Annotated in this window: 26 protein-coding genes and 1 pseudogene; 11 read left to right on the plus strand and 16 right to left on the minus strand. The window is 48.1% G+C overall.

Annotated elements, in window-relative coordinates; translation table 11 throughout:
* The 3 genes from PF479_RS00080 to PF479_RS00090 form a co-directional block, all read right to left on the minus strand.
* Window positions 1–506 (minus strand): mannonate dehydratase (locus tag PF479_RS00080; RefSeq protein ID WP_298000981.1); only part of this gene is annotated, 506 nt, incomplete at its 3' end.
* Between the two features lie 16 nt (window positions 507–522).
* Entirely contained in the window at window positions 523–753 is a 231-nt protein-coding gene (locus tag PF479_RS00085; protein WP_298000983.1) for a hypothetical protein, read from the minus strand.
* Window positions 754–880: 127 nt separating this feature from the next.
* Window positions 881–1,399: a nitroreductase family protein gene (locus PF479_RS00090; RefSeq protein WP_298000985.1), complete on the minus strand. Its 519-nt coding sequence runs from the start codon at window positions 1,397–1,399 to the stop codon at window positions 881–883.
* A 164-nt stretch (window positions 1,400–1,563) separates the two neighbouring features.
* Between PF479_RS00090 and PF479_RS00095 the strand changes: the two genes are divergently transcribed.
* From PF479_RS00095 to PF479_RS00110, 4 genes are all read left to right on the plus strand, one after another.
* Complete coding sequence (locus tag PF479_RS00095) at window positions 1,564–1,686, plus strand: hypothetical protein (protein ID WP_298000987.1); 123 nt, start codon at window positions 1,564–1,566, stop codon at window positions 1,684–1,686.
* A gap of 78 nt (window positions 1,687–1,764) precedes the next feature.
* The gene (locus PF479_RS00100; RefSeq protein WP_298000989.1) at window positions 1,765–2,676 is read left to right on the plus strand and encodes a ketopantoate reductase family protein; all 912 of its coding nucleotides are present in this window, start codon (window positions 1,765–1,767) and stop codon (window positions 2,674–2,676) included.
* Window positions 2,673–4,277, plus strand: a complete 1,605-nt coding sequence (locus tag PF479_RS00105) for an amidohydrolase family protein (protein WP_298000990.1) — start codon at window positions 2,673–2,675, stop codon at window positions 4,275–4,277. The genes PF479_RS00100 and PF479_RS00105 overlap by 4 nt, the downstream gene beginning before the upstream one ends.
* Window positions 4,278–4,479: 202 nt before the next feature.
* On the plus strand, window positions 4,480–5,934 hold the full coding sequence (locus PF479_RS00110; RefSeq protein ID WP_298000992.1) for a sulfatase-like hydrolase/transferase: 1,455 nt from the start codon (window positions 4,480–4,482) through the stop codon (window positions 5,932–5,934).
* Between the two features lie 13 nt (window positions 5,935–5,947).
* On the opposite strand, the gene PF479_RS00115 is transcribed toward PF479_RS00110, so the two are convergent.
* From PF479_RS00115 to PF479_RS00140, 6 genes are all read right to left on the minus strand, one after another.
* Window positions 5,948–6,829, minus strand: a complete 882-nt coding sequence (locus tag PF479_RS00115) for a DMT family transporter (RefSeq protein ID WP_298000994.1) — start codon at window positions 6,827–6,829, stop codon at window positions 5,948–5,950.
* 51 nt (window positions 6,830–6,880) lie between these two features.
* Window positions 6,881–8,359, minus strand: a complete 1,479-nt coding sequence (locus PF479_RS00120) for a helix-turn-helix domain-containing protein (protein ID WP_298000995.1) — start codon at window positions 8,357–8,359, stop codon at window positions 6,881–6,883.
* Window positions 8,356–9,837 (minus strand): sensor histidine kinase, encoded by a 1,482-nt coding sequence (locus PF479_RS00125; RefSeq protein WP_298000997.1) that lies wholly within the window; start codon window positions 9,835–9,837, stop codon window positions 8,356–8,358. The genes PF479_RS00120 and PF479_RS00125 overlap by 4 nt, the downstream gene beginning before the upstream one ends.
* A 74-nt stretch (window positions 9,838–9,911) precedes the next feature.
* The gene (locus PF479_RS00130; protein ID WP_298000998.1) at window positions 9,912–11,207 is read right to left on the minus strand and encodes a TRAP transporter large permease; all 1,296 of its coding nucleotides are present in this window, start codon (window positions 11,205–11,207) and stop codon (window positions 9,912–9,914) included.
* On the minus strand, window positions 11,200–11,721 hold the full coding sequence (locus PF479_RS00135; protein ID WP_298001000.1) for a TRAP transporter small permease: 522 nt from the start codon (window positions 11,719–11,721) through the stop codon (window positions 11,200–11,202). The genes PF479_RS00130 and PF479_RS00135 overlap by 8 nt, the downstream gene beginning before the upstream one ends.
* Before the next feature lie 74 nt (window positions 11,722–11,795).
* Window positions 11,796–12,815 carry a TRAP transporter substrate-binding protein gene (locus PF479_RS00140; protein ID WP_298001002.1) on the minus strand — a complete coding sequence of 340 codons (1,020 nt, stop codon included), beginning with the start codon at window positions 12,813–12,815 and terminating at the stop codon, window positions 11,796–11,798.
* 147 nt (window positions 12,816–12,962) lie between these two features.
* Between PF479_RS00140 and PF479_RS00145 the strand changes: the two genes are divergently transcribed.
* Window positions 12,963–13,598, plus strand: coding sequence for an SGNH/GDSL hydrolase family protein (locus PF479_RS00145; RefSeq protein WP_298001004.1), 636 nt, complete (start codon window positions 12,963–12,965; stop codon window positions 13,596–13,598).
* Between the two features lie 66 nt (window positions 13,599–13,664).
* On the opposite strand, the gene PF479_RS00150 is transcribed toward PF479_RS00145, so the two are convergent.
* On the minus strand, window positions 13,665–14,582 hold the full coding sequence (locus PF479_RS00150) for a Gfo/Idh/MocA family oxidoreductase (RefSeq protein WP_298001006.1): 918 nt from the start codon (window positions 14,580–14,582) through the stop codon (window positions 13,665–13,667).
* 163 nt (window positions 14,583–14,745) lie between these two features.
* Between PF479_RS00150 and PF479_RS00155 the strand changes: the two genes are divergently transcribed.
* Entirely contained in the window at window positions 14,746–14,952 is a 207-nt protein-coding gene (locus PF479_RS00155) for a hypothetical protein (RefSeq protein ID WP_298001008.1), read from the plus strand.
* A 179-nt stretch (window positions 14,953–15,131) separates the two neighbouring features.
* Here PF479_RS00155 and PF479_RS00160 read toward each other — a convergent pair.
* The 5 genes and pseudogenes from PF479_RS00160 to PF479_RS00180 form a co-directional block, all read right to left on the minus strand.
* Window positions 15,132–15,923 (minus strand): annotated as a pseudogene (locus tag PF479_RS00160) (gluconate 5-dehydrogenase).
* A 66-nt stretch (window positions 15,924–15,989) separates the two neighbouring features.
* Entirely contained in the window at window positions 15,990–17,006 is a 1,017-nt protein-coding gene (locus PF479_RS00165) for an alcohol dehydrogenase catalytic domain-containing protein (protein ID WP_298001009.1), read from the minus strand.
* A 66-nt stretch (window positions 17,007–17,072) separates the two neighbouring features.
* The gene (locus tag PF479_RS00170) at window positions 17,073–18,245 is read right to left on the minus strand and encodes a hypothetical protein (protein WP_298001011.1); all 1,173 of its coding nucleotides are present in this window, start codon (window positions 18,243–18,245) and stop codon (window positions 17,073–17,075) included.
* Window positions 18,246–18,335: 90 nt separating this feature from the next.
* Window positions 18,336–19,049, minus strand: a complete 714-nt coding sequence (locus tag PF479_RS00175; RefSeq protein WP_298001012.1) for an SDR family oxidoreductase — start codon at window positions 19,047–19,049, stop codon at window positions 18,336–18,338.
* Window positions 19,050–19,194: 145 nt separating this feature from the next.
* Entirely contained in the window at window positions 19,195–19,989 is a 795-nt protein-coding gene (locus PF479_RS00180; protein ID WP_367277186.1) for an AraC family transcriptional regulator, read from the minus strand.
* Between PF479_RS00180 and PF479_RS00185 the strand changes: the two genes are divergently transcribed.
* The gene (locus tag PF479_RS00185) at window positions 19,903–20,130 is read left to right on the plus strand and encodes a hypothetical protein (RefSeq protein WP_298001014.1); all 228 of its coding nucleotides are present in this window, start codon (window positions 19,903–19,905) and stop codon (window positions 20,128–20,130) included. The genes PF479_RS00180 and PF479_RS00185 overlap by 87 nt on opposite strands.
* Here the strand turns inward: PF479_RS00185 and PF479_RS00190 are convergent.
* Window positions 20,099–22,138 carry a heparinase II/III family protein gene (locus tag PF479_RS00190; protein WP_298001015.1) on the minus strand — a complete coding sequence of 680 codons (2,040 nt, stop codon included), beginning with the start codon at window positions 22,136–22,138 and terminating at the stop codon, window positions 20,099–20,101. The genes PF479_RS00185 and PF479_RS00190 overlap by 32 nt on opposite strands.
* Window positions 22,139–22,353: 215 nt before the next feature.
* Here PF479_RS00190 and PF479_RS00195 point away from each other — a divergent pair, with 215 nt between their 5' ends.
* The 4 genes from PF479_RS00195 (at window position 22,354) to PF479_RS00210 (ending at window position 26,062) form a co-directional block, all read left to right on the plus strand.
* Window positions 22,354–23,076: an RraA family protein gene (locus PF479_RS00195; RefSeq protein WP_298001017.1), complete on the plus strand. Its 723-nt coding sequence runs from the start codon at window positions 22,354–22,356 to the stop codon at window positions 23,074–23,076.
* Window positions 23,077–23,193: 117 nt separating this feature from the next.
* Window positions 23,194–23,736, plus strand: coding sequence for a hypothetical protein (locus tag PF479_RS00200; RefSeq protein ID WP_298001019.1), 543 nt, complete (start codon window positions 23,194–23,196; stop codon window positions 23,734–23,736).
* Window positions 23,726–24,718: a D-isomer specific 2-hydroxyacid dehydrogenase family protein gene (locus PF479_RS00205; protein ID WP_298001021.1), complete on the plus strand. Its 993-nt coding sequence runs from the start codon at window positions 23,726–23,728 to the stop codon at window positions 24,716–24,718. The genes PF479_RS00200 and PF479_RS00205 overlap by 11 nt, the downstream gene beginning before the upstream one ends.
* A 15-nt stretch (window positions 24,719–24,733) precedes the next feature.
* Window positions 24,734–26,062, plus strand: a complete 1,329-nt coding sequence (locus PF479_RS00210; RefSeq protein ID WP_298001023.1) for a glycoside hydrolase family 88 protein — start codon at window positions 24,734–24,736, stop codon at window positions 26,060–26,062.
* Window positions 26,063–26,074: the final 12 nt, after the last annotated feature.

The raw sequence follows: 26,074 nt of genomic DNA on the forward strand, positions 1-26,074 counted from the left end.
TCTTCTACCTTGGCCATCCGTTCGGGTTCCCAACCGGGCATCTTGAATCCCTGGGATTCACCATCCATCCTGTGAAACATCTCTTTGGGATGTATTTTATCTACTTTTTCCTGGTCGTAGGCCAGAACAGTAGAACCGTCGGGACGGACCTTGGCCAGTTCGGACCGGGTCCAGTCAAAGACGGGCATAAAATTGTAGCACACCATATTGATACCCTCGTTTGAGAGTTTTTTCAGAGTGCTGATATAATTTTCTATATGCCGATCCCGGTCTCCATGAGCCACCTTGATCTCATCGGAAATATTAACGCTCTCCATTCCATAGATGGACAAACCTGCATCGCTGACATCTTTTTTAATCTTCCGGATATCCTCTACAGGCCAATCCGAACCGGGTGCCTGATCGTAAAGGGTTGTGACAATCCCACCCACACCGGGAATTTGACGAATTTGTTCCAGGGTAATGCTGTCATACCCTTTCCCGAACCACCTTAGACTCATTTTCATAAATTTATTATTCCTTTTAATATACAGGGTTAGGAAGATACATAACCATATTCTGGATGAATATCAACACAATAACCAGGACGATTATGGCGAGATAGAAGGGTCTGGTTTCCTTGATAAAATCTTCCAGGAATACATCCAGAACATCGCCACTGTCATCCATCACAGCAAGAATCTTGACTTCTGCAGCAAAGAGGTTGACAACGGGAAGAGTAGAAAGAGAAAGTAAAATAATAATTTTTTCCACTACAAAACTCATTTGACATGATACATAAAAATACTACCATACAAGTGTGGTGATCACAACCTTTTTCTTGATGATTCAATAGTGGAAGACTAAAGTCACTCTACAGGATAGATATTTTATTTCAGTCTTAAAAATTTTCAAAAAAAACAGTTTCAGACAGGGGTTTTCGTGTTTCACTATGCCTGTCCGAAGACTTTGGATCTGCCCCGTTATACCCGATGGCCAGTAAATTGATGGGCTCCAGATGTGAAGGAATCTTAAACTCCTTTTTGATGACCGCTGGATTGAACCATGTCATCCAGAGGGTATTCAGCCCCAGATCGGTTGCGGCCATCATCATATGGTCCGTCACAATTGAAGCATCAATATCACTTGTGTCTTTTTGATCATACTCCCGTACCCAGGCTTCCCTTTTATCAGCGCAGACCACAATCATGGTGGGAGCCTTAAAAAACCTGGCAGCCCTACGTAATTTATTGAGACCCTCTTCGCTCTGAATCACTAAAAGCCTCTGGGGCTGATTATTACTTGCTGTGGGCGCCACTCTTCCGGCTTCAAGGATCATTTCAAGATCTTTGGATTCAACGGATCTTTCTGTAAAATTCCTAGCGGAATACCGCTTTTTTGCTAATTCAAGATAAGACATAGACTAGTTCCTCCTAAATATATTTGTTGAATCAGTATATACAATTCTTCCAGTATGTTCTCACTGGTCAGACTCGCAGAATCAGAGCTCAACGTCTGACCGGGCTGGAAGAGACCCCGGTTCATGAAGAAAATTGAATCCGCAATATTCCTGCAGTCATATCTATGAACAATTTATTTGCCCGGATGAAACCCTATCGTCACCGTTTTATCCTGTCAGCCAGCTGTAACACGGCAATCGAAACACCCTGGGAGGACCCTCAGACTCTTCAGGGAAGCCTGGAGTGAACTGGGAGTGTAAAAGCACTGGTCAGCAGCTGGAACACAGGGTATGCTATTGACTAGAAATCACTGTTAGGATTCATCATGAAAACCATTCGGTCGGCAGCAGTCCTGGGAGCCGGAGCCCTGGGTCTCCTCTATTTACAATCCATTCAAAAACAGTTGGGGGAGGCCTGCTACTTTCTGGCCGGTCCCGAACGTTTCGACTCACTCAATAGGACAGAATTCAAAATCAACTCAAAGGGCATCCGCTTTCATACACGAAATCCTCTCCTGGAGGAGCTCAAACCCGATCTGATCCTGATAGCCGTCAAGAACTATCATATGGATTCCATCCTTCCCCTGCTCCAGGCGGCCTCAGGTCCATCCACCATCATCCTGTCTGTCTTAAACGGCATCAGCAGTGAGGGGATTCTGGAAGCGGCACTGCCCGGGTCTACCGTGCTTTATGCTGCCGCCCTGGGAATGGATGCGGTCAAGATCGGCCCTGATTTGAACTTTTCAGTCAAAGGAAAGATCCTGCTGGGCAGCAAAGACAACAGTGAAACAGAGGAGCTTCTGCGGGTGGCAAACTTCCTGAACTCCTGTGACATAGAATATCAGATCCCACAGGATATTCATAGAGAACTCTGGTTCAAGTGGATGATCAACATCGGGGTGAATCAGGTATCGGCGGTATGCTCCGCGACTTACGGCTTGTTTCAAAAAGAGCCTCAGCTAAGAGAGTTAATGAACAAGGCAATGCTGGAAACGATCGAAGTCGCCGGAGCCGAGGGGATTCAACTCGGAACATCAGACCTGGAACGCTGGTACAAACTGCTGGAGACTCTGGGTCCGGATGGCAAGACCTCCATGCTCCAGGACATAGAAGCCGGAAGGAAAACAGAGCTGGATTCCTTTGCCGGAGAGCTGATCCGCAGAGCCGGAAAACAGGGGATACCCGTACCGGTCAATGAAACCCTTTACAGCATACTAAAGGTTAAAGAACAGCTATGAAACAGTATTGGCTGACCGGGGGAAGAATCGCAGACGGAACCGGGTCTGAGATCTATGCCGGGCATATTCTGATACAAGAGGACAGAATCATAAAGATTCAGACCCAGCCTCCCGAGAGGGATGTGTTTCAGTATGACTGCAAGGGCGCCCTGATTACTCCGGGATTTATCGATATCCACTCCCATCTGGACTGGTTCACCGGGAATGAAGGCAGCAGCCCCCTGATCCTGCCCTTCCTGCAGCAGGGAATCACCACGGCTGTGGGAGGAAACTGCGGTTACAGCGTTTTCGGATTCCCCGTCTCCCACCCCTACAGAGAACTCTTGACCAATAACCTCTTTCGTTCAGGAAAGTCAACTCTCTGCTGGAAAGATATAGACGAGTTTGCCGATCATATCCAGACAAACGGAAGCTCTCTGAACCTGCTCTGCTATGTGGGACACGGCACTGTCCGAACCTCAATAAGGGGCTATGATGCCAACCCTCTGACTGATGAAGAACTGACACAGATGCTTGGATTGCTGGAAGACAACCTGAATATGGGGGCCGCCGGAGTCTCATTGGGTCTGCAGTATGAACCGGGAATTTTTGCCGACAAAAAAGAGCTTAAGGCCGTAGCCGCACTGGTCGCCTCCCATAAGAAAGTGCTGGCCGTTCATCCCCGGGCAGCTTCTGCTGTCTCGGGTAAGTATCCTATTAAACCATTTGGTACAGCCCACCACCTGCTGGCCATTCAGGATATGATAGATCTGGCAGAAGAAACAGGGGTAAGACTCCAGTTTTCCCATCTCATTTTTGTGGGCTCCCTCAGCTGGAAAAGTGCTGATAAAGCCCTTAAACTATTCGATGATGCCTGGAACAGAGGCGTCGATATTGCCTTTGATACTTTTGGATATTCCCTGGGGGCCAGCCGGATTAATGTCATCCTTCCCGAATGGTTCCGCACCCATCTCGGGAAAAACCTTAAAAACCCCTGGGCAATCCAGCGGCTCCGGTTAGAGACTATGGCGATGGAACTGGTTTTAGGCTTTGGCTATGAACATATCCGGGTGACCAATGCTGTTCATCCCGACTGGAAAAAATACAATGGAATGTACCTTTCTCACATAGCCCGGCAGAGAAAGTCCAGTCAATTCAAGACCCTCTGCGACCTGCTACGGGTGAGTGACGGAACGGCCGGGGTCCTGATGGAACGCTACTCCAACCCTGAGATTATGAACAAAATGATTGCCCACCCCCTGTCCCATTTTCAAACGGATGCCTGGGTAGAACGGGAGGGTGTGAACAATCCGGCCATCTACGGTTCGCTCCCCCGTATTTTCAGGCTCAATCGAGAAAACAATCTGCTCCCGGTGGAAGAGATCGTCAGAAAAATGACCGGGGCTCCCGCCGACAGGATGGGAATTGCCGAACGGGGATACCTCAAAGAGGGTTACTTCGCCGACCTTGTGGTGCTGGATGAACAGAGTATCTCAGACAGAGAAGAAAAGGGAATTCCCCTCCCGCCCACCGGCATCGACAAGGTGATCGTCAATGGCCGGGTGATGATAGAGAAGGGCCTGGAAGTCAGTGATAAGAGTCCGGGGCGGTTAATAAGGTAATAGATCACAGTCTGGTGATCTTTATCGCAATTAAAGAATAGTCGTTTCTGAGCCTGTTGTCTCTGTCCGCCAGTTCATGCCTGGTTCACAATAAAAATTAAGACCCAAGTATGGATATTACTCTTACCGAACGAAAATTACCCTACAGGATCATCCCGAAAAAGAGTAAAATAAGACAGAAAGATACACAAAAGGAATATTCATGTCCTATAAACCTAATGTCCTCCTTATCAATACGGATCACTGGCCTGCGTCTCTCATGGGAATCACCGGTCATCCTTCCCTACTGACTCCCACTCTGAATTCATTGGCAAGGGACGGAATTCGATTCCAGAATGCCTACTCGGAATGCCCAGTCTGTATTCCCGCCCGGCGCAGCCTGATGACAGGAACCAGTCCCCGGACACATGGGGACAGGGTCTACACCGATACAATGGAGATGCCCGATGTACCCACACTGGCAGAAACCTTCGGAAACAACGGATACCAGACATTTGCCGTAGGAAAACTCCATGTATACCCTCAGCGCAACCGCATAGGTTTCGATGATGCTCTTATAACTGAAGAAGCCCGTTACGATTTCGGCGTGGTGGATGATTATCAGATATGGCTGGGAGAGCAGGGGTATACGGGGCAGGAATTCATGCACGGGATGGGCAATAACAACTACCAGAGCCGTCCCTGGCACCTGCCTGAGGAAACTCATCAGACAAACTGGATCACCCGGGAAATGATTAAGGTTCTCAAAAGGAGAGATCCCGGAAAACCGGGCTTTTACTACCTCTCCTACCCGGCCCCTCATCCTCCTCTGGTTCCCCTGCAGCACTATTTTGACCTTTACAGCAAGGAAGAGATTCCCGAACCCCTGACTGGAGACTGGAACGGGGATAACTGTTATGCCTTGAAAGCTCTCACCGACAAGACGGACCATTACTCCCCGAAGGAAAAAACTGATGCCCTCAGGGCTTTCTACGGCCTCTGTACCCATATAGACCATCAGATCCGTCTGGTTATAGGAACCCTCCGGGAGATGAGCTTATTAGAGAACACAATCATCATGTTTATCAGCGACCATGGAGATATGCTCTTTAATCACAAGATGCTTGCAAAACGAGTTTTTTATGAAGGATCGGCCAATATACCCTGCCTTATTTCAGGAAAACCTGTTGAAAAATTACGCGGACAAATTGACAACAGACTGGTCTGTCTGGCTGATGTTATGCCGACCCTTCTGGATCTCTGCGGCCTAATAATACCCGATTCTGTGGAGGGCTTGAGTGCTGTCAGGGATGAAAAAAGATCCTATCTGTATGGAGAGATCGGCGAAGGGGACACGGCCAGCCGCATGATCCATGATGGACGTTTCAAACTGATCTATTATCCTCTGGGAAACTACAGTCAGCTCTTTGATTTACAGGAAGATCCGACAGAGCTGCATAATCTATCAGGAGAAGCGGACCACGCGGACAAGCTCAAAGAGTTACAAAAAGAGCTCATGTCCCGCCTGTATAAAGAGGACAGCCAATGGATTCAAGATGCGTCCCTACAGGGGCTTCCTGACAAGGAATATCAAAGGTCCCCCGATTACAGTCTCTACAATCAGAGAGGTGGCCATTGGCCGCCCCCATCAGGTTATGGTTCATTAGGGAAATCCTGATTCCGGGATAGGATCAGAAACTGCCCAAAGTGACCACAAGTGCACCGGCGACAATAAGGAACACTCCCCAGATCTTGGGGGCAGTCGCTTTCTCTTTCAGGATTAATGCCGAAAGGATCAAAGTAAACAAGACCTGTGTCAACAGGAGGGCTGATGTCACAACAGGCCCCAGCGTCTCCAGCGAAATCAGTCTGAAATTGAAATAGACCACCCGGACGAGTATCCCATTGAGGAGGGAAAGAAGTATAATCCTCCCCCGATTCTTCATCGGCTTGAGAGTGCTGAACCCACCCAGTCGGAAAAACAGGATGCCAGCGAGAAGAGCATTGGCAAGATTCTGGGCAATCAATAGAGCAGGCCTCCCCAGATCCGGCAGGATGATGGAAAGGATCACCAAATTTACACCGTTCACAGCCGCGGAAGCGACTCCGAAGAATACGGAGAGAGGAGTAGTTCCCGGGGAAGAGCCTCGCCTGAACAAAAAACCAGCCAGAATCATTACAGCAAAAATGATAAGCCCCAATCCTGTCCAGGAAAGCATTCCGGGACGATGTGAGAGTATAAGAATATCTGATATGACAACAAAGGCAGGGGTGATCTGGAGCAGTGCATTCTGGGCACCGATATCACCCCGTTCAACTCCATTAAAAAAGAGAAGATTCATTGAAAATGGTACAAGAACGACCGACAGGAGCAGGAGCAGGAGTGATGAATGTGGAACTTCTGCCAGAGAGACTAAAGGAATGAAAAACAGAGCAACTGCCAGACCGGCAAATGACCTGAAAAACATAAAGGTGATTGAGTTTGTCTGCTTCAGAACAGACTTGGCCATCAACATACCTATGGACATGATAAACGCAGCCCCGATAGGCAGGAAGTATATGGCACTATTCATGGGACCATCATAGCCTGCCCCTGGGACAGAAAACCATTCACAATACAGCGATTATTTATACGATTCGCCATCCGCATAGGCTCGGGGAGACAGGCCGGTCTCCCTCTTAAAGGCCTTACTGAAATAATTGGGATCAGCAAAACCCGTGGCGGCGGCGGCATCGGCGACGGTCATGCCCGGGGTCAGAAGGAGTTCTTTCGCCATTTCCATGCGGTGCATGATTTGAAATTCCTTGTAGCTCAGCCCCGTGACCCGCCTGAAACAGCGGCTGATGTAACTGGGACTCTTTTTCAATCGGTCTGAAACCTCCTGCAGAGAAGGTGGTTCTCCACTGTGATCTTCCAGAAATGCCCGGATTTCTCCGACCAGGCGCTGCTCCCGTGTGCGGTGGGTCTGTCTGATCTGCCGGGACACATCGCAGAAGAGGCTGTCCAGAATCTCCAGAACTTCGCCAGTCTCGCTAAAGTCATTCAAGCGGGGTGTGAGAACTTCCGGATCGAGGGAGTCGAACCGCACCGCAAAGAGAGAGATCAGACGCCTGTCGATGACGGTGATAAGTTCCAATGCATAGCTTCTTGCTTCTCCCGGACCTGCGACAGCTTTTTTGTATTGAAAAAGATTCGCCAGCTTTCCATGAATCAGATGAAGCCGTCCCTCAACCAGATCATCCCCCAGGGAACGTTCCAGACTCACACGGCTCAGGGAGCCGGGAACCCAGGGGGATTCTCGTTCCCGGAGCGATTTCTCGTTTATTTCACGGACTAAATCTCCAAAGTCCGTATGAGGACCCAATAGCAGAGGCTCAGGAAGAAGGGTAGAATCCTGATTGTTGTCTTCAAGGGCATTCAGGATCTTCCCCGGGGAGATCTCTCCTTCCCGGCTCTGAATAATGAGTTCTGCCGCACCGGCAATACAGGCTCCAAAACAATCACAGCCCATTCCGTCAAACCGTGTTTTCAGGGAGAGCAACAAAGGTCTGCCGCTTCTGCGGGCCAGGGGCAGAGAATGAAAATAGAAGGGGGTGTTTTTCATTTTAAGGATTTGTGACAACTCATTCAGATTGGTTCTGAATTCCGGTCCGGGATGCCGGAGACGCCAGATAAGTTCCCGTTCCTGGGACCGTTGATTCCGGCCAGGGACCTCCTGCTTTTTTTTATCGATCCTCTCCATGCTTTTTCTGATGGATTCGGAAAAATTTCTTCGTGAAATCGGTTTGAGGAGGTAATCGGCGGCCTGATATTTGACAGCCAATCGGGCATAATCAAACTCACTATAGGCCGTTAATATCAGGGCTTCCCCGGAGAGACCATTCTCCCTGAGAAGATTCAAAGCCTCCAGACCCGACATTTCGGGCATTTCAATATCCACCAGCATCAGGTCAGGGTCCAACTCCAGAGCGGTCTCAAGAAAAGTACGGCCTGTAGCGCATTCGGCAATGATCTCTATGGATTTAGAGAACTCAGCTTCCACTAAACTGCGGAGTGCCTTTCTTTCAAGGGCCTCATCCTCTGCAATTATCAAGCGTATCATGCCAGCCGCTCTTTGCAGGGAATCCTGAGACTCACAATGGTGCCTCCCTCGGGGGCATTGGTAATGGCAAAGCCGGCACGCTCGGAAAATGACAGCTCCAGTCTGTCCCGGACATTGGTGACACCGATTCCCTTACGGGATTCATCCCCTCTCCTATTCCAGAGATTCGCCAAGGATTCTTCTGAAATGCCGCATCCGTTATCCCGGACTTCAATATTCAGGAATCCTTCCTGTATCACCGTGGAAACTTGGAGTAAACCATTTTCAGTGACATCCTTTAATCCGTGAGTAATGGAATTTTCGACAAGGGGCTGTAAGATCATGGGAGGAACCGAAACATCCTGTCCCGCCTCATCAATATCAAGGAGAAAACGAATTCTGTCTCCATGACGAACTTCCTGAATCAGGATGTAGGCTTTCAGTACGCCCAGCTCTTTGCTGAAGAAGACCTCTTTTCCTTCATTATCCAGACTGTAGCGGAGGATACTCGAAATAGATTCCACAAGTGACACTGTCACATCAGAATCCAAAAACATGGCGCTCCGTCCAACCATATTCAGGGTATTGAACAGAAAGTGAGGATTGATCTGCAGCTGCAGTGCCCGGAGTTGGGTTTCTCTGTGCGTCTTTTCCCTTTCGGAAGCAGCCAGTTTTTCCTTATTCAAGAGAGCATCCAATTGGGCATTATGCTCGATGTCTTCAACGAAGCCGATGATATTCTTCTTCATGTCATTGAAGGCATCTCCAACAGATTTCAGCTCGCTGTAACGGGTTTCTCTTAAATCTGGAATCAACCAGTTTTTAAGAGAGAGTTCCCTTGCTGCATTTTCCACAGAAAACAGATGGGATGACAAATCCCTTATAAAGAATAGGACAGTACCAAAGTCGAGAAGCAGCAGGATAGCCAGAACTGCGAAAAGCCGCCCCTGTGTCCGTTGCCATTTCAATAAAAAGGACTCATGAGCCTCATTGGAGGCATCCAGATAGGCCACAACAAGTTCCTGGGCCCTGACAACAATATAGACAGCCTGGGTCTTCAAATAACTCATTTCCAGAAATGTAGCATCGTCGAATTTTTCAAGACTCATAATGGTACGGGCGGAATTATCATAATATTCCACCATGCCCAGCAGACTGCGCCTGTAAATGGAATAGGCAGGAGTGCCCGGAGGCGTGATAGCGTAAAAGTGTTCAGCCCTCAAAAGCTCATTCACCCGGTCTAATCCCTGGTCATATCGCTCTATTAGAGAGGGGTCCCTCTGGAGGATATAAGATTCGAACACATCGATCATATGGCCGAGCTCAATGGGTAACCGGGCCATACGGGAGTGGCGTTCCATCATGATCCTGTACTCCTTGATGACCAGGACATAGGCCCCGAAGGAGGCTCCGTATCCTGCAAAAACAGTAAACAATAAGAACAGGAGTTTAATGAGAAATTGATTTCTGATTGATCGGATCTTTGTTTTAAATGCCATTGTGGAACAAGTATAACACCCGCCATACCTCCGGGGATAGCGGATAACAACTATCCCCGGTGGAGAAGGAGACTTTATTGATAGAAGAGATTCGGCAGAGTCATTACGATCTGCGGAATATAGGTTATGGCCAGTAAAACGCTCACCATGACCAGGTAAAAGGGAATCATCGCCCTGGACAATTTCTCAATGGGGATGCGGGATATAGCACTGCCGATAAACAGAACCCCTCCGACAGGAGGTGTAATCAAACCGATACCCAGATTCAGAATCATGACTACACCAAAATGCACAGGATCCATTCCCATTTCCAGAACGATAGGCAGAAGAATGGGGGTCATAATAACAATAAGTGCCGACATACCAGTCAATGTCCCCAGAAAGAGGAGCAGGAGGTTAATCAGAATTAAGATAACAAACTTGCTGCTGGTTAAAGCCATGATTCCGCTGGCAAAAAGTGCCGGTATCTTCAGAAAAGCAACAAGCCAGCCGAAAGCACCGGCTGAGGCAATCAATATCATCACGATGGACAGGGTTTCCAGAGAGGTCCGCAAGATCTTGAAGAATGACCTTAAAGGGATTTCCCTGTATATCACAAATGTGACGAAGAGTGACCAGATGACAGCAATTGCCGCGGCTTCTGTTGCCGTAAAGATCCCGCCGACAACTCCAACAACAACGATGAGGACCGTCAGAAGCCCCCAGGAAGAGTCATATGTTGATTTCAAGGCGAATCTCAGATCAAACTTGTCACCCTTGGGATACTTCCGCAGAACACTGAAAACATAACAGTAGACCATAAGGGCGATACCCAGGAAGATTCCCGGAACCAGGCCTCCCATAAAGAGCTTACCGATACTCACACCTCCGGCAGCCATGGCAAAGATGACAAAATTATGGCTGGGAGGAACAAGAAGCCCCTGTATGGAGCTCGCCATGGTAACAGTAGTGGCGAATTCACCGTCGTACCCATCTTTTTTCATCATAGGAATCATGATAGAACCGATAGAAGACGTATCGGCTGAGGCAGATCCTGAGATTCCCCCAAAAAACATACTGGCCAGGATGTTCACCATAGCCAGGCCTCCCCGCATCCAGCCGATGAGAGCCTTGGAGAGAACAATGAGTCGGTTGGAAATTCCACCTTCACCCATAAGGGCACCGGCAATAACAAAAAAAGGGACCGCCTGAAGAACAAAAACATGGGCTCCTTTTACGAGATTGATGGCAATCATCTGCACCGGCATTTCGAGATAAAGAGTAGTGAGTACTGCTGAGATTCCCATTGCCAGGGCAATTCTCTGCCCGAGAAACATCATGAGCAGAAAGCTCCCCAGTAATATGGCAATGGCAATATTTGGATCAGGCATTTCTAGCCTCCTTGGGAGAAATTCCTGTGGATATTTCAAAAATCAGTTTGAAGCTGAGCATGGCCGCCAGCAGGATGCCCCCTACGGGAACAGAGAGATACAACCAGCCTTTTGATATGCCAATAGCTGAATCAATCCAGTTTTTATTCAGTTCAACAACTTTAAATCCTTCCACACAGAGAAAGATGGCAAAGGCGATGATTGTCAAGTCATTAAAGATAGCAATGCCGTTCTTCCACTTGGAAGGAAGGTACTGTTCCAGCAAGGTGATACGGATATGATTTTCATTCCTGATCCCGATGGCAATGCTGAGCATTGAAAACCAGACCATACAGAGAAGGGAAATCCCTTCTCCCCAGGCGGGGCTTTTATTCAGGACAAAACGTCCGAATACGACGATCGTAATTACGATTATCTGCATAGTCATCAAGGCACTGCAGAGGGCATTGATCGACTCATACATGCCCTCCATTACCTTCATCAGACTGCGGGGCAGTTTGCTGTTGGTTGTCATTTTGTTCTCCCGACAAAAAAACCGGCAGGAGCCGCAGCTCCGGCCGGTACTATATTGTCCTTCAGTTTATTAAATTATTTTACAGCCTGAATCTCTTTGATCAGATCTGTCAGACCGGCGCCGTACTGATAGAATACGGGGGTCGCGGCTTCAATCCATGCGTCCTTGTCACTCAGTTCATAAAACGTTGCCCCTTTGGACTCCATATCGGCAATATACTCTTTGTTTTTCCTTTCTACAAATTCCTTAACGAAACCTGTACTGGCCACAGCAGCATCTTTGATGATCTTCTGATCTGCAGAACTCAGCTTGTTCCAAGAGATTTCAGACATGTGAATGAGACTGGGTGCCATGGTATGTGTATCGAAGGTAAAGTAGGGAGCCACTTCAAAAAAGTTGTTTGTGTAGTAACCAGCAACGGGGTTTTCAGCAGCATCAACAACGCCGGTCTGAAGTGCTGAATACAGTTCGCTGTAGGCGATGGGTGTGGCAGAAGCACCGAAGCCTTCCATGAGATCCACAAACATCTGAATGTTTTGAACCCTTACTTTCAGACCTTTCATGTCATCCAGACTCTTAATGGGTTTTTTTGTTGTAAAGAAGCTTCTGGCACCGTCTGAATGGTATGCCAGGGAAACCAGCTTTGTACCACCGGCCTGAACGCTGGCCAGAATTTTTTCTCCCACTTCACCAAGCATAACTTTGTTAAGATGGTCTTCGTCTCTGAAAACATAAGGAAGCTCATAGACATAGACCTCTTTGACGCCCATATCCGCGATGGTTCCGGGCTTTGAAAAAGTAAAGTCCAGGGCTCCGACCTGTACGGCCTGTACCATTTCGCTTACTCCACCCAGCTGGCTGGAGGGATACAGATCTATGGTAATTCTACCCCCTGAGTTCTTCTTTACTTCATCAGCAAAGAACTGTGCGCCCTGCAGGAAGGGGTGGTTTGTTGGGTTAACAGCACCAAAACGCAGTGTGATAGGTTCGGTAGACTGTTTAACAACTTTTGCTGGTGCGGCTTCCTGCTGACCTGCAGCAAATACAGCGGAAGAGAGCAGGACGGCCAATAAGATGGTCATTAACTTTTTCATTAGAATACTCCTTTAATTTAGTAAGTAAATGGTATATCCACTTTGTTACAACTGAAAAGGGTAATAATCGAGCCAGACCTGGCTTTAGCAATCCATATCCCTATAGATTACTCATTCCTTCCTGCCATTTTGATGATAGAATTAATTATGAAGCAAGAAAAAAAATCCTTCTTTCTCCTGGGAGACTCCATATCAATCCATTACAGACCTTTTCTAATCCACCATCTTGGATCGTCCTGGACTATTTTTGGAAAAGACGGAACTGCCAGGGATCTGGAAGATCTTGATTTCCCCAGAGGAGCCAATGGTGGAGATTCGGCCATGGTTCTCGAATACCTGAAAAACGAGCTCCCCTTTTCCCAGACGAAAACCCTTCTCCTCAATTGCGGGCTACATGATATAAAACGGTATGAGAGTCAGTCGGGGTATCAGGTAACAACTGATGAGTATAAAAAGAATCTGACAGCCATCACAAAACTTTGTAAAGATAGTGGAATGACACTGATCTGGATTACAACTACGGGATTTGATGAGATCCGGCACAACACTCTTCAAAAAGAATTTAAACGACATGAAGCCGATGGAGAACTCTTCAACAGTATTGCCCTGGATGTAATGCATCAGGCAGAGCTGCCGGTCATAGACCTGAGAAGATTTACAGCGTCACTGGAAGGTGATGAGATATTCGACGATCATATCCACTTTTCCCTGCCCGTGCGGAGAAGGCAGGGGGAATTTCTGTCATTGGAGGTCAGAAAAATTCTGGATGGAATCAGTGACTAGTCCCCAGGAAAGACAGCTTTCTTTTTTGAAAGGATACGCCCTTATGCAGAATCGACTCCTATTAATTCAGCCGTAGCTGACCTTTTTCATCCCTTCCCCGTCAATACAGGTCGCCAGATGATCAAGAATGACCGAGGATTTCCGTCCTTCTATCCCGTCACAGAGCAACTCTTCTTTTCCTTCTACGGCTTTATTGAAATTATCTATCAGTCCCCAATGGGTATAGCGCAGCCCACCCACATGAACAGAGCGCTCTTGACCGTCTACCTGAAAGATCATCTGTCCCGCTTTTAAATCATGGAGGTAAATCCTTCCCTTACTCCCCTGAATGATCAGGCTTTCGGGCATGCCTGTCTCTAACCAGCCCATGGCCATGCGGACAGTAACACCGGAATGAGTCAAAGCTTCAATATAGGGAATCCTCCGTGCCGGGAGGAAGGGATCATCCGTGCTGCCGCCGATCCCGGCGCTGGCAATCTCTCCAAAAAAATAATGTACCAGATCAAGGCGGTGGGAAGTTGGAAATTCATTACAAAAATAAAGAGCTTCCGGGGTCCCGATAATCCCTTCTCTGAGCTTATCGGCAATGTAGCGGATCGATGGATAGCCCCGTCTATAATATGCCACTCCCAGGGAGCAGCCTGATTTATCCGCAGCGGCAATCATGGAATCACAACCTTTACTGTCGATAGACATGGGCTTTTCAACCAGAACATGCTTACCAGCTTCCAGGGCCTTCATTGTATGTTCCCGGTGAAGAGGATGGGGGCTCGCCACATAGATGGCATTAATTTCAGGAGAAGAAATCAATTCATCAAAGGAAGAGACATAGCGGCCATGACCGTGGCGCTGCACAAAGTCTTCCCCGGCATCCCTGTTTCGTCTGTGAACGAGAATCAGATCAGAATTATACAGTAAATACAAAGGCGGTCCCGATTTCCGCTCACACACATCTCCAGCACCAATCATTCCCCATTTAACCATTTTACAATCCCTTATTAACCAATGCTTATTCACTTGATTCAAAAAGTCAATGACTGCAAAAGTAGTAAAAACAATAATCGAAAAGTCCAAATAAAATTCTGTTTGCACCATGGTGTTCTGAAGCTAAGGATGGAATAATTAGATTCTCAATATAGAGGAAAGAATGAGCACCCTAAAGAACAAGAGAACCCCATTGCTAGGTTTGTATTTTGATGAAGACCAGATGAGTTTGCTCCTGAAGCGCCGGAGTGACCCCCGATTGTTACCCCACTTCAACTCCCCTGACAATATCAATTATGCCGCCTACGGTGATAAACAGGAACACTACCACATGCACATTGTCCCCAAGAAAAAAGATATTCCGGGCTGAGGATCTCATTTTGAAATGCGTCCCCATCCGGGGATCTATATGGATGAAGACGCTACAGCAGAACGGGGATCTAACTTATGATCAGGAATCCGGAAGGTCCTGGAGAACTGAAACCTGAGCGCCGGATCAGATTGTCAACGACCCAGCTGTTCCGGTACTATCTTCAAACAAAGGTTAATTTAAGCTATGGGATTCTTCCCGATATAAGCCAGGATTCCCCCGTCAACATACAGGACATGACCATTAACAAAGTCAGATGAACTGGATGCCAGGAATACAGCAGGCCCCATCAGGTCATCAGTCTTTCCCCATCTGGCCGCGGGAGTCTTGGAAAGAATGAATTTGTTAAAAGGATGTTCGGGAGTCCTCAAAGGAGCAGTCTGAGGAGTCTCAAAGTATCCTGGACCAATACCGTTACACTGAATATTATACTCCCCGTATTCACTGCAGATATTACGGGTTAGCATTTTCAGACCTCCCTTTGCCGCAGCATAAGCGGATACAGTTTCCCGCCCTAATTCACTCATCATGGAACAGATATTGATAATTTTTCCTGAGTTTCTTTTCATCATGGAAGGTAAAACAGCTTTAGACACAATAAACGGGCCAGTCAGGTCGATGTCTATGACCTGGCGAAACTCTTCTGCTGTCATTTCATGCATGGGGATACGTTATATGATACCTGCATTATTCACAAGGATATCAATAGGAGCCAGATCTGATTCAATCTGTTTCACCAGGTCGACCATCTGATCTTCATCAGTCACATCTGCGACATACCCTTTTACGGGAATTCCTGCTTCCTTGTATGCTGCCAATCCCTTGTCTACCAGATCCTGATTGATATCATTGAAAGCAACCTTGGCACCGAATGTAGCCAGTCCCTTGGCGATAGCAAATCCAATACCATAGGAACCACCGGTGACCAGGGCCACCTTTCCTGACAAATCAAAGCTTAGTTCATTAAACATCTTTTTCTCCTTCTACAGAACCGGAACCCTGATGAATTCCAGAACATGATTGAATACACTAAAATTTTAATTACCCTTAATGAGTATTTTCATAAGATCTGCCTGTTCATCCAGAGATTCAAAGCAGGATTGTGCATCTTCCAGTGATGCAACTTTCGAAATAACCTTTCTCCAGGGAGCCTTATTTTCATGCAGCAACTTGATGGCCCTGTCAAAATCTTCTGACTGATACACCCTGGCTCCACGGATATCAAGTTCTCTGAGAAAGATTTCCTTAAGCACAACCTCAGCTGGAGCTCCGAAGATTCCCACCAAAACAATGACACCACGGGGACGGGCAAGGCCGGTCATCAAAGCAGCACCGGGCTTTGAACCGGATACTTCAAAAACAATATCTGCTCCATCCCCTCCAGTCCATTGGAATACTGCTTCTACAGGATTCACAGTAAGGGAATCTATAGTCTTGATACCCATGTCCTCAGCAACATCCCTTCTCTCCTTACTGATTTCCAAAAGCCTGACATCAGCACCGTCCAACTGAGCCAGAAGGGCGATTAGCAGACCGATAGGTCCTCCCCCGATTATGGCTACCCGGTCGCCTTTCTTTAAACCTGAACGTGATACATCATGGCAGGCTACGGCCAGAGGTTCCGTCAGAGCAGCCACTTCCAGATCCATATCCTCTGGAAGTGCATGAAGAATGTCAGCTTTTACTTTCCAGTACTGCTGAAAGGCTCCTTCCGAATCGACACCAATAAAATTAAGGTTCTGGCAGATATGGGAGTATCCCATCCTACAGGCAATACAATCCTTATCGGGATCTAATGGACGGACGGTCACCTTCTGTCCTTTTTCATAGCCTGTCACACCGGCACCCAGTTCATGAATAGTTCCGGACATTTCATGACCGAATGTCATGGGAGGCTTCACTCTTTCATCCATTATGCCATGATAGATATGGCGGTCAGTTCCGCAGATTCCGCAATAGGCAATCTTGATGACAACTTCACTGGAACCAGCCTCCGGGATCTCTTTATCTACTACAGTCAGTAATTTCGCATTGTTATAAACGAGGGATTTCATACCTTCTCCTTGTGTAAAAACTTGATTATCCCCGGCAATATATTGATACCGGGATAGAAAATACAATCAGCTCATAAAATTGCACTGATGCAGAGACTTGCGGTTCAGTCTGTAGGGACCTTCGTAGCCGCTGTCCCCCAGAATCATAGAGACTAAAGCTATGGACAGGGGATAGAACCAGCTGCCCAGCATAATGTGGGTCCTGTTGATATCATCATCTCTATGTTCAGCACTGACCTCCGATTCTCCCTCTTTCCAGATCCAGTGGGGTCTTGGTTTCCATTCAGCATATTTGCTGCCTCGCCGGTGCAAGCGGAATCCGACGCCCTTTTCATCTTCATGCATCAGTGCATGGTCCAGATACAAACGGGCCGCCTTTCGTATTTCATCACTTTTATAGTCAGTCATACGGGCCAGATTCAGGAGCATATAGGCTCCGTCAAAGTCGGGACAGTCAGAACCACCCGCCCAGAAGGAACCGTCTTTCAATTGGGTTTCAAAGGTGGTATCCACACTTTCATTAAGATACCGGACAGGCCAGCCCTGGGCAAAATACATGGGCAGCACATGGATGGTACCGAACTGACCGTTCCAGATATCCGCTCCCAGCTGAGTCCCCCAGTAACCTGTCTTTGGATCCTGCAGTTCCTCCAGAGCCGGATACATTTCCTTTTCCAGAATCTCATCCACCCGGGATTCGCCAAAGAAGTCTCTGGCTCCCATCATGGCCGTGGCCACGGCACAGATCTGGTTTCCCGCAGCCCAGGAGTTTTTCCAGTTATAACGCTTGATATAATTATACATGTAACCCTTGTCAAAAAAGGGCTCCAGGAAGTTGTAAGGGTAATCGGGTTTTTCTCCCAAGAGGTACAGAGACCAGGTATTCCCCCTTGTGTAATGCCACAAAGGGTCCATCTCTTCGGGGCTACGCTGCCTATCATTCTCTGGATCATGAGCAAAGTGTCCCCACTTGGTCTGGTGTTTTTTATACTGCTCTGCCCAGTGTTTCAGGACAGCCCTGTCTGTGGGAGCCTCGCCGAATAAGTCCAGGATATGAAAGCCGTGATACGAGCCGTAGAGGCTCTCTCCCTCCCCTTCTTCCTTGGCATACTGACCAGGAGCATCTCCTATTTTCATTTTATCAACATAAGCCAGGGCTGTTTTTTTGATTCGTTCATATCCGGGTGTGGGGTCATGGAGGCAAAGTTCATGCCGTCCCGAAATCTCACTTTTTACCATGGGGTTCTCCTTTTTAATAAAGCCCACCCTCCCCATACCTTATTCAAAGGCCGTAGAATGAGGGCTGATATTTTTACTTACCTGAGGGAATTATTTCATCTTGTCAAAGCTTTCGAACTCTATATCCTGAATCACAACATTGCTTTCTCTTGTGAGGATAAAATAGATGACCTCGGCGACATTTTTGGTCTTCAAAAACAGCTCACGGGGCACCTTGCGGTCTCCCCAAAAGGGGCTGTCTGCAGCACCAGGACAGACATTGCTGACCTTGACATTCTTTTCGATGGCATTGATCTGTGTGGCCTGGCTCATCATGGTGACTGCCGCTTTTGCCGCACAGTAGAGGGGCGCTCCCCCATTGGCTCTTTTGGAAGCCATGGAAGCAAAGTTGATGATGGCTCCACCCTTTTCTACATCCACCAGGTTCATAAAATGCTTGGAAGTAAGAAAGGTTCCTTTCACATTGACATCCATCATGAGATCAAATTTTTCCACATCCAGGTCCTGAACCTTGCCGGGAATGCTGAGACCTGCCAGGTTGATGAGTGTATCAAGAGATCCCAGCTGCGCCTTGGCATCTGAGAGAAATGATTTAACAGCGGCTTCGTCTGTAACATCCAGTTCACGGGCAAAGACCTTGTGTCCCCTGGCTTCTTCGGCGGCAGCCTGTTCTTTTAAAAGATCCGGCTGGTTGGAAGCGAGGGCCAGTTTTACAGAATCTCCCGCTACTTCTTCTAAAATGGCCGATCCGATACCGCCGGTTGATCCTATGAGTACAAGTACTTCTCCGTTCAATTTTTTCATACATTATATCCTTGAGAGGGACGGCATATCACTGTTAGATTAAACAAGATCGGTCCCTACTTGATTTTGTTAAGTCAATTGTAGACTCCCTTGAGGGGACAGACCATTAACGAAGGAGTCAATGTTTATACGATTTGATCATAAATCAGCGCCGCAGGAATTCCGAAGGATTAACATGAGCCACTCTTTTAAAAAGACGGCTGAAATAGTAGACGTTTTCGAATCCCAGCTGATCCGCTGCCTCGCTGACATTGCACTCCCCCGAGAGAAGGAGGTCCTTGGCTTTGTTAATTTTCACCCAATGCTGGTATTGTACGGGAGTCAGATCGGTGACCTGCTTGAAGAGCCGGCGGAAATAGGGAGCGCTGAGACCGGCCCTGCCGGAGAGGTCACTGACGGCCCAGCTTTTCTCAGGCCGGTTTTCGATGAGACGGCAAATCTCCTGAATAGCATGCACATGAGGGACTGATTTCTGTTGAACCTCCTGATCCAGGGACCGGATCATGGAGAAGAGAATCTCTTCAACAATGGAGCGGCAGCGGAGGGTATAGGCCAGGCGTTTTCCGGACCATTCATGGGAAAGTTCTTCCATCAGGGCGGCAACCTGAAAGGGATTGGGCAGCCGGAAGAAATGGGGAATCCCCGCCAGGTAGGCGGCACTTTCTTCATTCATTCCTTTCAGGCTGAACCCGACGGAACTGAAGCGCCAGGGATCTTCCGGATCACTCCAGGCATCATGCAGACAGCCGGGAGCAAAACAGACCATATCACCTTGACTCACGGTAAAAGCTTCATCACCGACACGGTAATGGGCTTTCCCTTCGATGGCATAGGCGATGACCCAGAGTTCCGAATGAGACAGGCTTTCAATCTTCCATTCCCTATCGGGTTCACGGGAAACGACAAAATCAAAAGAATCAATGGAAAAATCAATAATCAGACCGTCCTCCTGAAAGTTGCTTTTGAAATCAGATTATATCATGGATGGTTCAAAGTCAAAAAAAGGAACCAGTCCCATGCCGATTCCTCTATGATCTTCAGAGAACGAATTAAAGAGACCACTCCTCCCTATCCCATCTGAACAGCATGCTGCCTCCTGAGAGCTGAAGGGAGGAACGGACCGCCCCTTTCTCTAGAAGAGAAAACTGGTCTCCCTTAACGTCCAGAGACCAGTCCGTCACTTCTCCGGCAGGAGCCATGGCTATGGCATGCACTCTGCGACGGCTGGTCTTTGATGACTTTTCGGTCCAGCGGTAAAGCTGACCCGACCCGGATTTCCCCTCAGCTTCCTGAGCAGGAGAAGGGTGATAAAAATCATGAATGTGGGCATAATAGGGTCCCATCAATCCCGCATCTTCGGAGCAGTGAAACATCCGCATTCCGCTGTCACCCCTATAGGCAGTAAAGCTGTTGGGCGTATCCACTGTAAAATCAAGGGCTCCGTCTCGGTTGTTGAACTGCCAGTTCCAGATGGTTTTCACAGGACTGACGCTCTCGATATCATCAACAACAAACAGCATTTGAGTTCCACAGAGGATCCAGGTCCGTTTAAAACTCTTTATGGGGGCTCCGTAAACACCCCCGGCTTCACTTGTATAAACAAAGGTATTCCCGCGGCGTTCCTGCACCAGTTTTCCACCAGGGCGTTTAACCGGAGGCTCGGGTTTTCCCTTGGAGAATCCTCGCAGCAATGATGCATCCTGGCTTAAGATCTTGAGTTTAAACATGTCTTCCTGGCGTACATCCTTTTGATTATCAAATGCGGCATCAGGAACCAGGAAGGTACAGGTATTATGAAAAGCGGTGGCAATATCCAGTTCGTGGATAGTATTGCGGTAACAGCTGTGCCCGGGATCGGCCAGGAAACGCTCCTTGCCATAGACCAGCATGAAATGATTCAGATCTGCATGGATATGGGAGGGTCCGTACAACTCTTCTCCCGAAGATCGGATAGCCAGAACCGTGGGGCTGTCAAAGGACTCTCTGACAATCATATCCCCATTGGAAAAGTACATATCGCTCTCCCAGCCGCAGTCTTTCAGAGCCCTGGCGGATGCTTTTCCCAGATAGAGAGGAAAGCTGAGGAATCCAAAATCATTATACATACCAAAGCAGGCCAGATCATGGGGTGCCAGATCCAGGTTTTCAATATTTCTATAGTGAAGATCAAACAGACTGGAAGCCAAAGCTGCTTCCACAGGCATGGACTCACCGCACCTGGTGGAGATATGCAGGAGCATGTCCCCAGTGGGTCTGTAGGTAGAAGCACAATCGTTGAAATTGACAGCACGAGGACGGTCATAAGGGCCAAATCCCGATAGTGGTTTGTGATAAAGATGGCTGTAGGCATCCCATTTTACTTTTTTTCCATAACGGTCGGGAGACATTCTTGTTTTATAGGCCGGATCCTTCCGAACAAGGGCTTCATAGACCATCATCAATCCCCAGGCGGCATAATTTCCATACTGCAAGGACTCTGCGGAAGTCCCATCGGGCTGGAACTGCTCGATGCAGACATTGAATTCCAGACAGGCCCGTTCCATCATGTCCCGGTCATCCAGATAAGCGGCACAGAAGGCGAGGCCACCGCTGAGGATACAGCGCCAGTTGTTCAGCCTTTCTGCAAAGTTCAGCCAGTTCAAACAGAGGGGCATGGCCGTATTTTTCAAAAAAGCACGTATGCTTTTCATTTCATCCTCTGAAAACAGATCGGCTCCCAGGTCGGCGGCGGCCACAACTCCGATGGAGAGATGGGCCGTTTCCAGATGTCCCAGAGATGGTTTTGTCAGATGATCCCTGTACCAGGGGCCGATCCATTCATCCTCAGTCTTGGCAATAAGGTCCAAGGTGATGGCCTTCACCCAACGACCGATCTGTTCATTTCCAGTCAAACGGTACGCCATGGCACCATCACTCAGATACTCACAGACATGGTAATACCACTCGGTTGTTGTTTCGTCGTCTCCGAGACCGGGAGTCCGGCTTCTTTTCAAACAGCGCCGCAGGAGGGCGGCTTCCAGTTTCTTATACCCCGGATCTTCCAATACTCTCAGGGATTCGTATTCTTTGTCAGTCAGTAATATGCTCATGAGTCCATCTTAATGGCAGGTTCCATGATCCCGCAATTTTCAAAAGGGTTAAAAATTTAAACGATTCGATCATCCTCCCTGCTTACTACCCTCATCCTGACTTCATACTGACATGATGGGAACCGTTTCATGTAAATTTTACTCACATCCGACATGGCCCGCTTCAGGGATGGGAGCGTATGATTGGTTTAATAATTTGAAAAGGAAAAATGCTTATGCCCATGAAAGTAGAGAAGCTGGTTGCCCAGCGGAAAAAAGACGGAAGGGAGATCAAACCCTTTCCTGTATCTGATGAAGAGTTAATCCAACGCTATGAAAAATTATGGACTGCCGCGGTGAATGATGTGCTGAGAGAAAACATGTTCCTCTATCAGTCTCTGCCCTCAAACATAACTCCCTTGGATGATGAGAAAGTAAGCTGCGGTATCGCTTTTACGATTAAAGGATTGGCAGACATCCAGGTCGATCCCAACGACATGGCCCGCCGGGGCGTCATGCTGGATGAAATTCCTAAAAACTCTTTCATAGTCTGGGACACTTCCGGAGATACAGAATCTGCCCAGTGGGGAGAAATGATGACCAAAGCAGCCAAACAGAAAGGCTGCCGCGGTGCCGCGGTGGATGGTGGCCTGCGCGACACCAGACAGGTTAAGGGTCTGAATTTTCCTCTCTGGACAAAATATAAGACATCCAATGCCATGATGGGCCGTTTCCGGATTATCGACTGGCAGGTTCCCATTAAAATTGGAACAGCCTTCTGCTATCCGGGAGATGTGGTGCTGGCAGATATTGACGGTGTCCTCATCATCCCCCGGGAGCAAGCCTGGGAATCCCTGCTCAGGGCCGAGGAGATACAAAAAGAAGAAGTAGAAATTGCTAAATGGGTGGACAGCGGCATGACCGCAAAAGAAGTCATCGACAAGGGCGGATATTTCTAATCAAATAATTATTTCCTGGAAAAACGGATTGAGGGCCCTCTATTCCTCTTTCCGTTTTTCCTTTTTAATTCAGGGGGAAACAATCTCCGTAATATGAATTATCAGGATGATCAGAACATGAAAAAAATGGATTTAACAGAGTTCAACAAGATCGGATTCCCGGATGTGACAAAGTGTGAAGCCCTTTTTGACGGTTTCAGGGATGGATTATTCCAGGCTGAGTACAGTCCGAACTGTAAAAGATCCATCAAGATTCAACTGGATATAAAGCCCGAAAGTGGAGGAGGATTCGAACAGAGATTCTTTCATCTGGGTCATCCCGGCGATGGTGCAGCCAACTCAAGGCTGATGATAGAACTGCGAAGCAAGACAGACGGATTCTGGTACCTGGATGTGTATTACTCCAACGGAGAAAAAGGGCAGGCTCTGATTGATGAAAACAGGCTTTATCCCCATGGTCAGTGGTATACCCTTGAAATTGATGTAACAGAGAAGGGGATCAGCGGATATATCGATGGTAAGATAGAGTGCAGGAGCGAAGAAGTCCCTTTCCGCCCCCTGCCCTTTCCCGGACTCTCTTTGGGAGTCAGGCAGAATCAGGTCTCCTGGTATAAGGGCGGCCTGCGAAACCTCAGCATAGGAGAAGTGAATGAGCGATAAAATGAAAATCCTCTTTGCCTGCAAAATTGCAGATGAACAGGCCAAAGCCAGAATAGAAGAAACATTTGATCTGATCGAAATCGAGACAGCCGATGAAGCGGCCCTCCTCCAGTACGCAGACCAGGTAGAGGGAATCATCATCCCCTTCACGAAAGATGTCATCCTGACAGAAAAAGTCATCGATAAAGGCAAAAACCTTAAAATCATAGGGACAACCTATGGAGGAACCCGCCAGGGAATAGCCGATGCCTATGCTGTGGCAAAAAGATTGACAGTCATTCATACCGGTGCCACACGCCCCAGGCCTATGGCGGAATATACACTGGGACTGGCTCTTTCCTCCCTGTTGCAGATACACAGCTATCATCATTACATGAAAGGGGAAGATCCCTGGCCCCGTTTCCGTCTGGGAAGAAGCCGGATACTACAGGATAGAAAGGTCGGGATAATCGGATTTGGGCGAATCGGCAGAGGGATATTCGACATCTTTCGCTTGTTTACATCCGAAATCAGCATCCAGTCAGGACACATGTCCCCTCAAGAAGCACAGGATCTGGGAGTACAATTGAAGAGTGTTGATCAGGTATTCGAAAGTTGTGATATCATCATCCTGGCGGGAGGGTACACCGAAAAGACCCATCATATGATCCGGTATGAACATTTTATGAAGATGCAGAGTGATGCTCACTTTATAAATATTGCCAGAGGAAAAATGGTTGATGAAAAAGGGATGGTTAAAGCCCTTAAAGAGCGGGATGACTTTTATCTGGCCCTGGATGTTTATGAAGAAGAACCACTCCCTGATGACAGCCCCTTAAGGCAGTCGGACAAGGTCCTTATGACACCTCATAGAGCCAACAATTCTATGGAATTTGAGGAACGCTGGCAGTGCCTGGCTGACGAACTGGAGCTATTTGCCGGGGGAAACCGGCCTGAATCAGCCCTCAACGCGGAACGGCTCCAATACATGAGTGAATCCTGAGGATAAAGACATAATATGAACATAGAAGTAAATCCTCTCATCCAAGGGGGTACCCCCGGCCAGATTCCTCTGGGAGGGATGAGGGCTTTCAGAATACAGAAGGGAGTCCGGGTTTCCTGGGAGCCGGGAAATGAGAAGGCCCTTCTCAGTCTGACCGTCGCCTGCGATTTGAGACAGAACTGTGTGCTCACCCTCACATCAGGAGACTGGAAAATGCAGCTGGATGCATCCTTCGCCTCACATGGTCAGAAGCTCAGAATCCCAATGGGTAACCGCATTAGCAGTTTTGTTGTGACTGCGGCAGAGGGAGACGGAGAGCTCTGGATCGCATTAGAAGCACCCATTGCCCCGTCCTTCTGCCCCTATTCTGCCGATAGAAACACCCGCCTGGAGGAAGCCGAAACCAGGCTGAAAGAGAACGCCCTGGCACAGTTCAGCTGGATGGGGGGATGCGTGCTGAACGGTTTATCAGAGATGCACCGTGTGTACCCGGATCAGGGCTGGAAAATAGCGCTGACAAGCTGGGCATCCCATTTCATCGGCCCCGAAGGCCAGCTGCTCTATCAAAATCCCAGAGGCACAGAAGTCAGAAACAAATTTATAAATATCGAATCCACACTCCCTGTTGCCAGTCTTGCAGGTCAGCCCGGGTTCGAGGCAATCGGATTCTATGCACGCCAGATGTGGGATGAAAGAACTGGAGAGGATGGAGCCGTGACAGACGGAGAAAGCACGGCAGAAGGGTGCTACACTATCGCCTACCCCATGGCGACTCTGGCTGTCAGAGAGGGAAATAAAGCCCTGATCGATTCTGTTCTCACTCAGCTGAGGACGAGAAAAGAGAAGCTCTTTCGAAAGGGCAAGCTGTACCTGAGGAACAAAGAAGAGACCCTGAGTTTTGAAAATTGGACCCGGGGAATCTGCTGGTATATCCTTGGCAACTACAGATGCCTGTCTCTTCTGGGGGATTCCTATCCGGATGATCTGATGAATCATTTCAAGGAAAGGTGCAGCTGGATTATTTCTAAGCAGAGACCCGACGGACTCTGGGATAACTTTCTGGATGAAGAGGGGTTCCCACCAGACAGCTCAGGATCAGCAGGGATTGCCGCGGCACTGGCGGGGGCTTACAGGAAGGGCCTACTCGGTGAAGAGGCACTGGAGGCGGCGAAAAGATGTTTCGACGGTCTTTGTTCTCTACTAGAACCCGACGGCTGGTTATCCTCGGTAGCCCCGAACAACAAGCGCGGAGAAAAAGAACAACACACACATCTCAGAACAGTGGAACCTTTTGCCCTGGGTCTTTTTGCCCAACTGTGGGCAGTCCTGGATGAAATAGAATAGTACATGGAGAAA

It is taken from the genome of Oceanispirochaeta sp. (genome assembly GCF_027859075.1).
In the GTDB taxonomy this organism is placed as follows: Bacteria; Spirochaetota; Spirochaetia; order DSM-2461; family DSM-2461; genus Oceanispirochaeta.

Excerpts from the sequence above, each read along its gene's own strand:
- PF479_RS00090 (WP_298000985.1), bottom strand. The coding sequence starts at position 1,399 with ATGTCTTATCTTGAATTAGCAAAAAAGCGGTATTCCGCTAGGAATTTT.
- PF479_RS00095 (WP_298000987.1), top strand. The coding sequence starts at position 1,564 with ATGAACAATTTATTTGCCCGGATGAAACCCTATCGTCACCGTTTTATC.
- PF479_RS00100 (WP_298000989.1), top strand. The coding sequence starts at position 1,765 with ATGAAAACCATTCGGTCGGCAGCAGTCCTGGGAGCCGGAGCCCTGGGT.
- PF479_RS00105 (WP_298000990.1), top strand. The coding sequence starts at position 2,673 with ATGAAACAGTATTGGCTGACCGGGGGAAGAATCGCAGACGGAACCGGG.
- PF479_RS00110 (WP_298000992.1), top strand. The coding sequence starts at position 4,480 with ATGTCCTATAAACCTAATGTCCTCCTTATCAATACGGATCACTGGCCT.
- PF479_RS00115 (WP_298000994.1), bottom strand. The coding sequence starts at position 6,829 with ATGAATAGTGCCATATACTTCCTGCCTATCGGGGCTGCGTTTATCATG.
- PF479_RS00120 (WP_298000995.1), bottom strand. The coding sequence starts at position 8,359 with ATGATACGCTTGATAATTGCAGAGGATGAGGCCCTTGAAAGAAAGGCA.
- PF479_RS00125 (WP_298000997.1), bottom strand. The coding sequence starts at position 9,837 with ATGGCATTTAAAACAAAGATCCGATCAATCAGAAATCAATTTCTCATT.
- PF479_RS00130 (WP_298000998.1), bottom strand. The coding sequence starts at position 11,207 with ATGCCTGATCCAAATATTGCCATTGCCATATTACTGGGGAGCTTTCTG.
- PF479_RS00135 (WP_298001000.1), bottom strand. The coding sequence starts at position 11,721 with ATGACAACCAACAGCAAACTGCCCCGCAGTCTGATGAAGGTAATGGAG.
- PF479_RS00140 (WP_298001002.1), bottom strand. The coding sequence starts at position 12,815 with ATGAAAAAGTTAATGACCATCTTATTGGCCGTCCTGCTCTCTTCCGCT.
- PF479_RS00145 (WP_298001004.1), top strand. The coding sequence starts at position 12,963 with ATGAAGCAAGAAAAAAAATCCTTCTTTCTCCTGGGAGACTCCATATCA.
- PF479_RS00150 (WP_298001006.1), bottom strand. The coding sequence starts at position 14,582 with ATGGTTAAATGGGGAATGATTGGTGCTGGAGATGTGTGTGAGCGGAAA.
- PF479_RS00155 (WP_298001008.1), top strand. The coding sequence starts at position 14,746 with ATGAGCACCCTAAAGAACAAGAGAACCCCATTGCTAGGTTTGTATTTT.
- PF479_RS00165 (WP_298001009.1), bottom strand. The coding sequence starts at position 17,006 with ATGAAATCCCTCGTTTATAACAATGCGAAATTACTGACTGTAGTAGAT.
- PF479_RS00170 (WP_298001011.1), bottom strand. The coding sequence starts at position 18,245 with ATGGTAAAAAGTGAGATTTCGGGACGGCATGAACTTTGCCTCCATGAC.
- PF479_RS00175 (WP_298001012.1), bottom strand. The coding sequence starts at position 19,049 with ATGAAAAAATTGAACGGAGAAGTACTTGTACTCATAGGATCAACCGGC.
- PF479_RS00185 (WP_298001014.1), top strand. The coding sequence starts at position 19,903 with ATGAGACAGGCTTTCAATCTTCCATTCCCTATCGGGTTCACGGGAAAC.
- PF479_RS00190 (WP_298001015.1), bottom strand. The coding sequence starts at position 22,138 with ATGAGCATATTACTGACTGACAAAGAATACGAATCCCTGAGAGTATTG.
- PF479_RS00195 (WP_298001017.1), top strand. The coding sequence starts at position 22,354 with ATGCCCATGAAAGTAGAGAAGCTGGTTGCCCAGCGGAAAAAAGACGGA.
- PF479_RS00200 (WP_298001019.1), top strand. The coding sequence starts at position 23,194 with ATGAAAAAAATGGATTTAACAGAGTTCAACAAGATCGGATTCCCGGAT.
- PF479_RS00205 (WP_298001021.1), top strand. The coding sequence starts at position 23,726 with ATGAGCGATAAAATGAAAATCCTCTTTGCCTGCAAAATTGCAGATGAA.
- PF479_RS00210 (WP_298001023.1), top strand. The coding sequence starts at position 24,734 with ATGAACATAGAAGTAAATCCTCTCATCCAAGGGGGTACCCCCGGCCAG.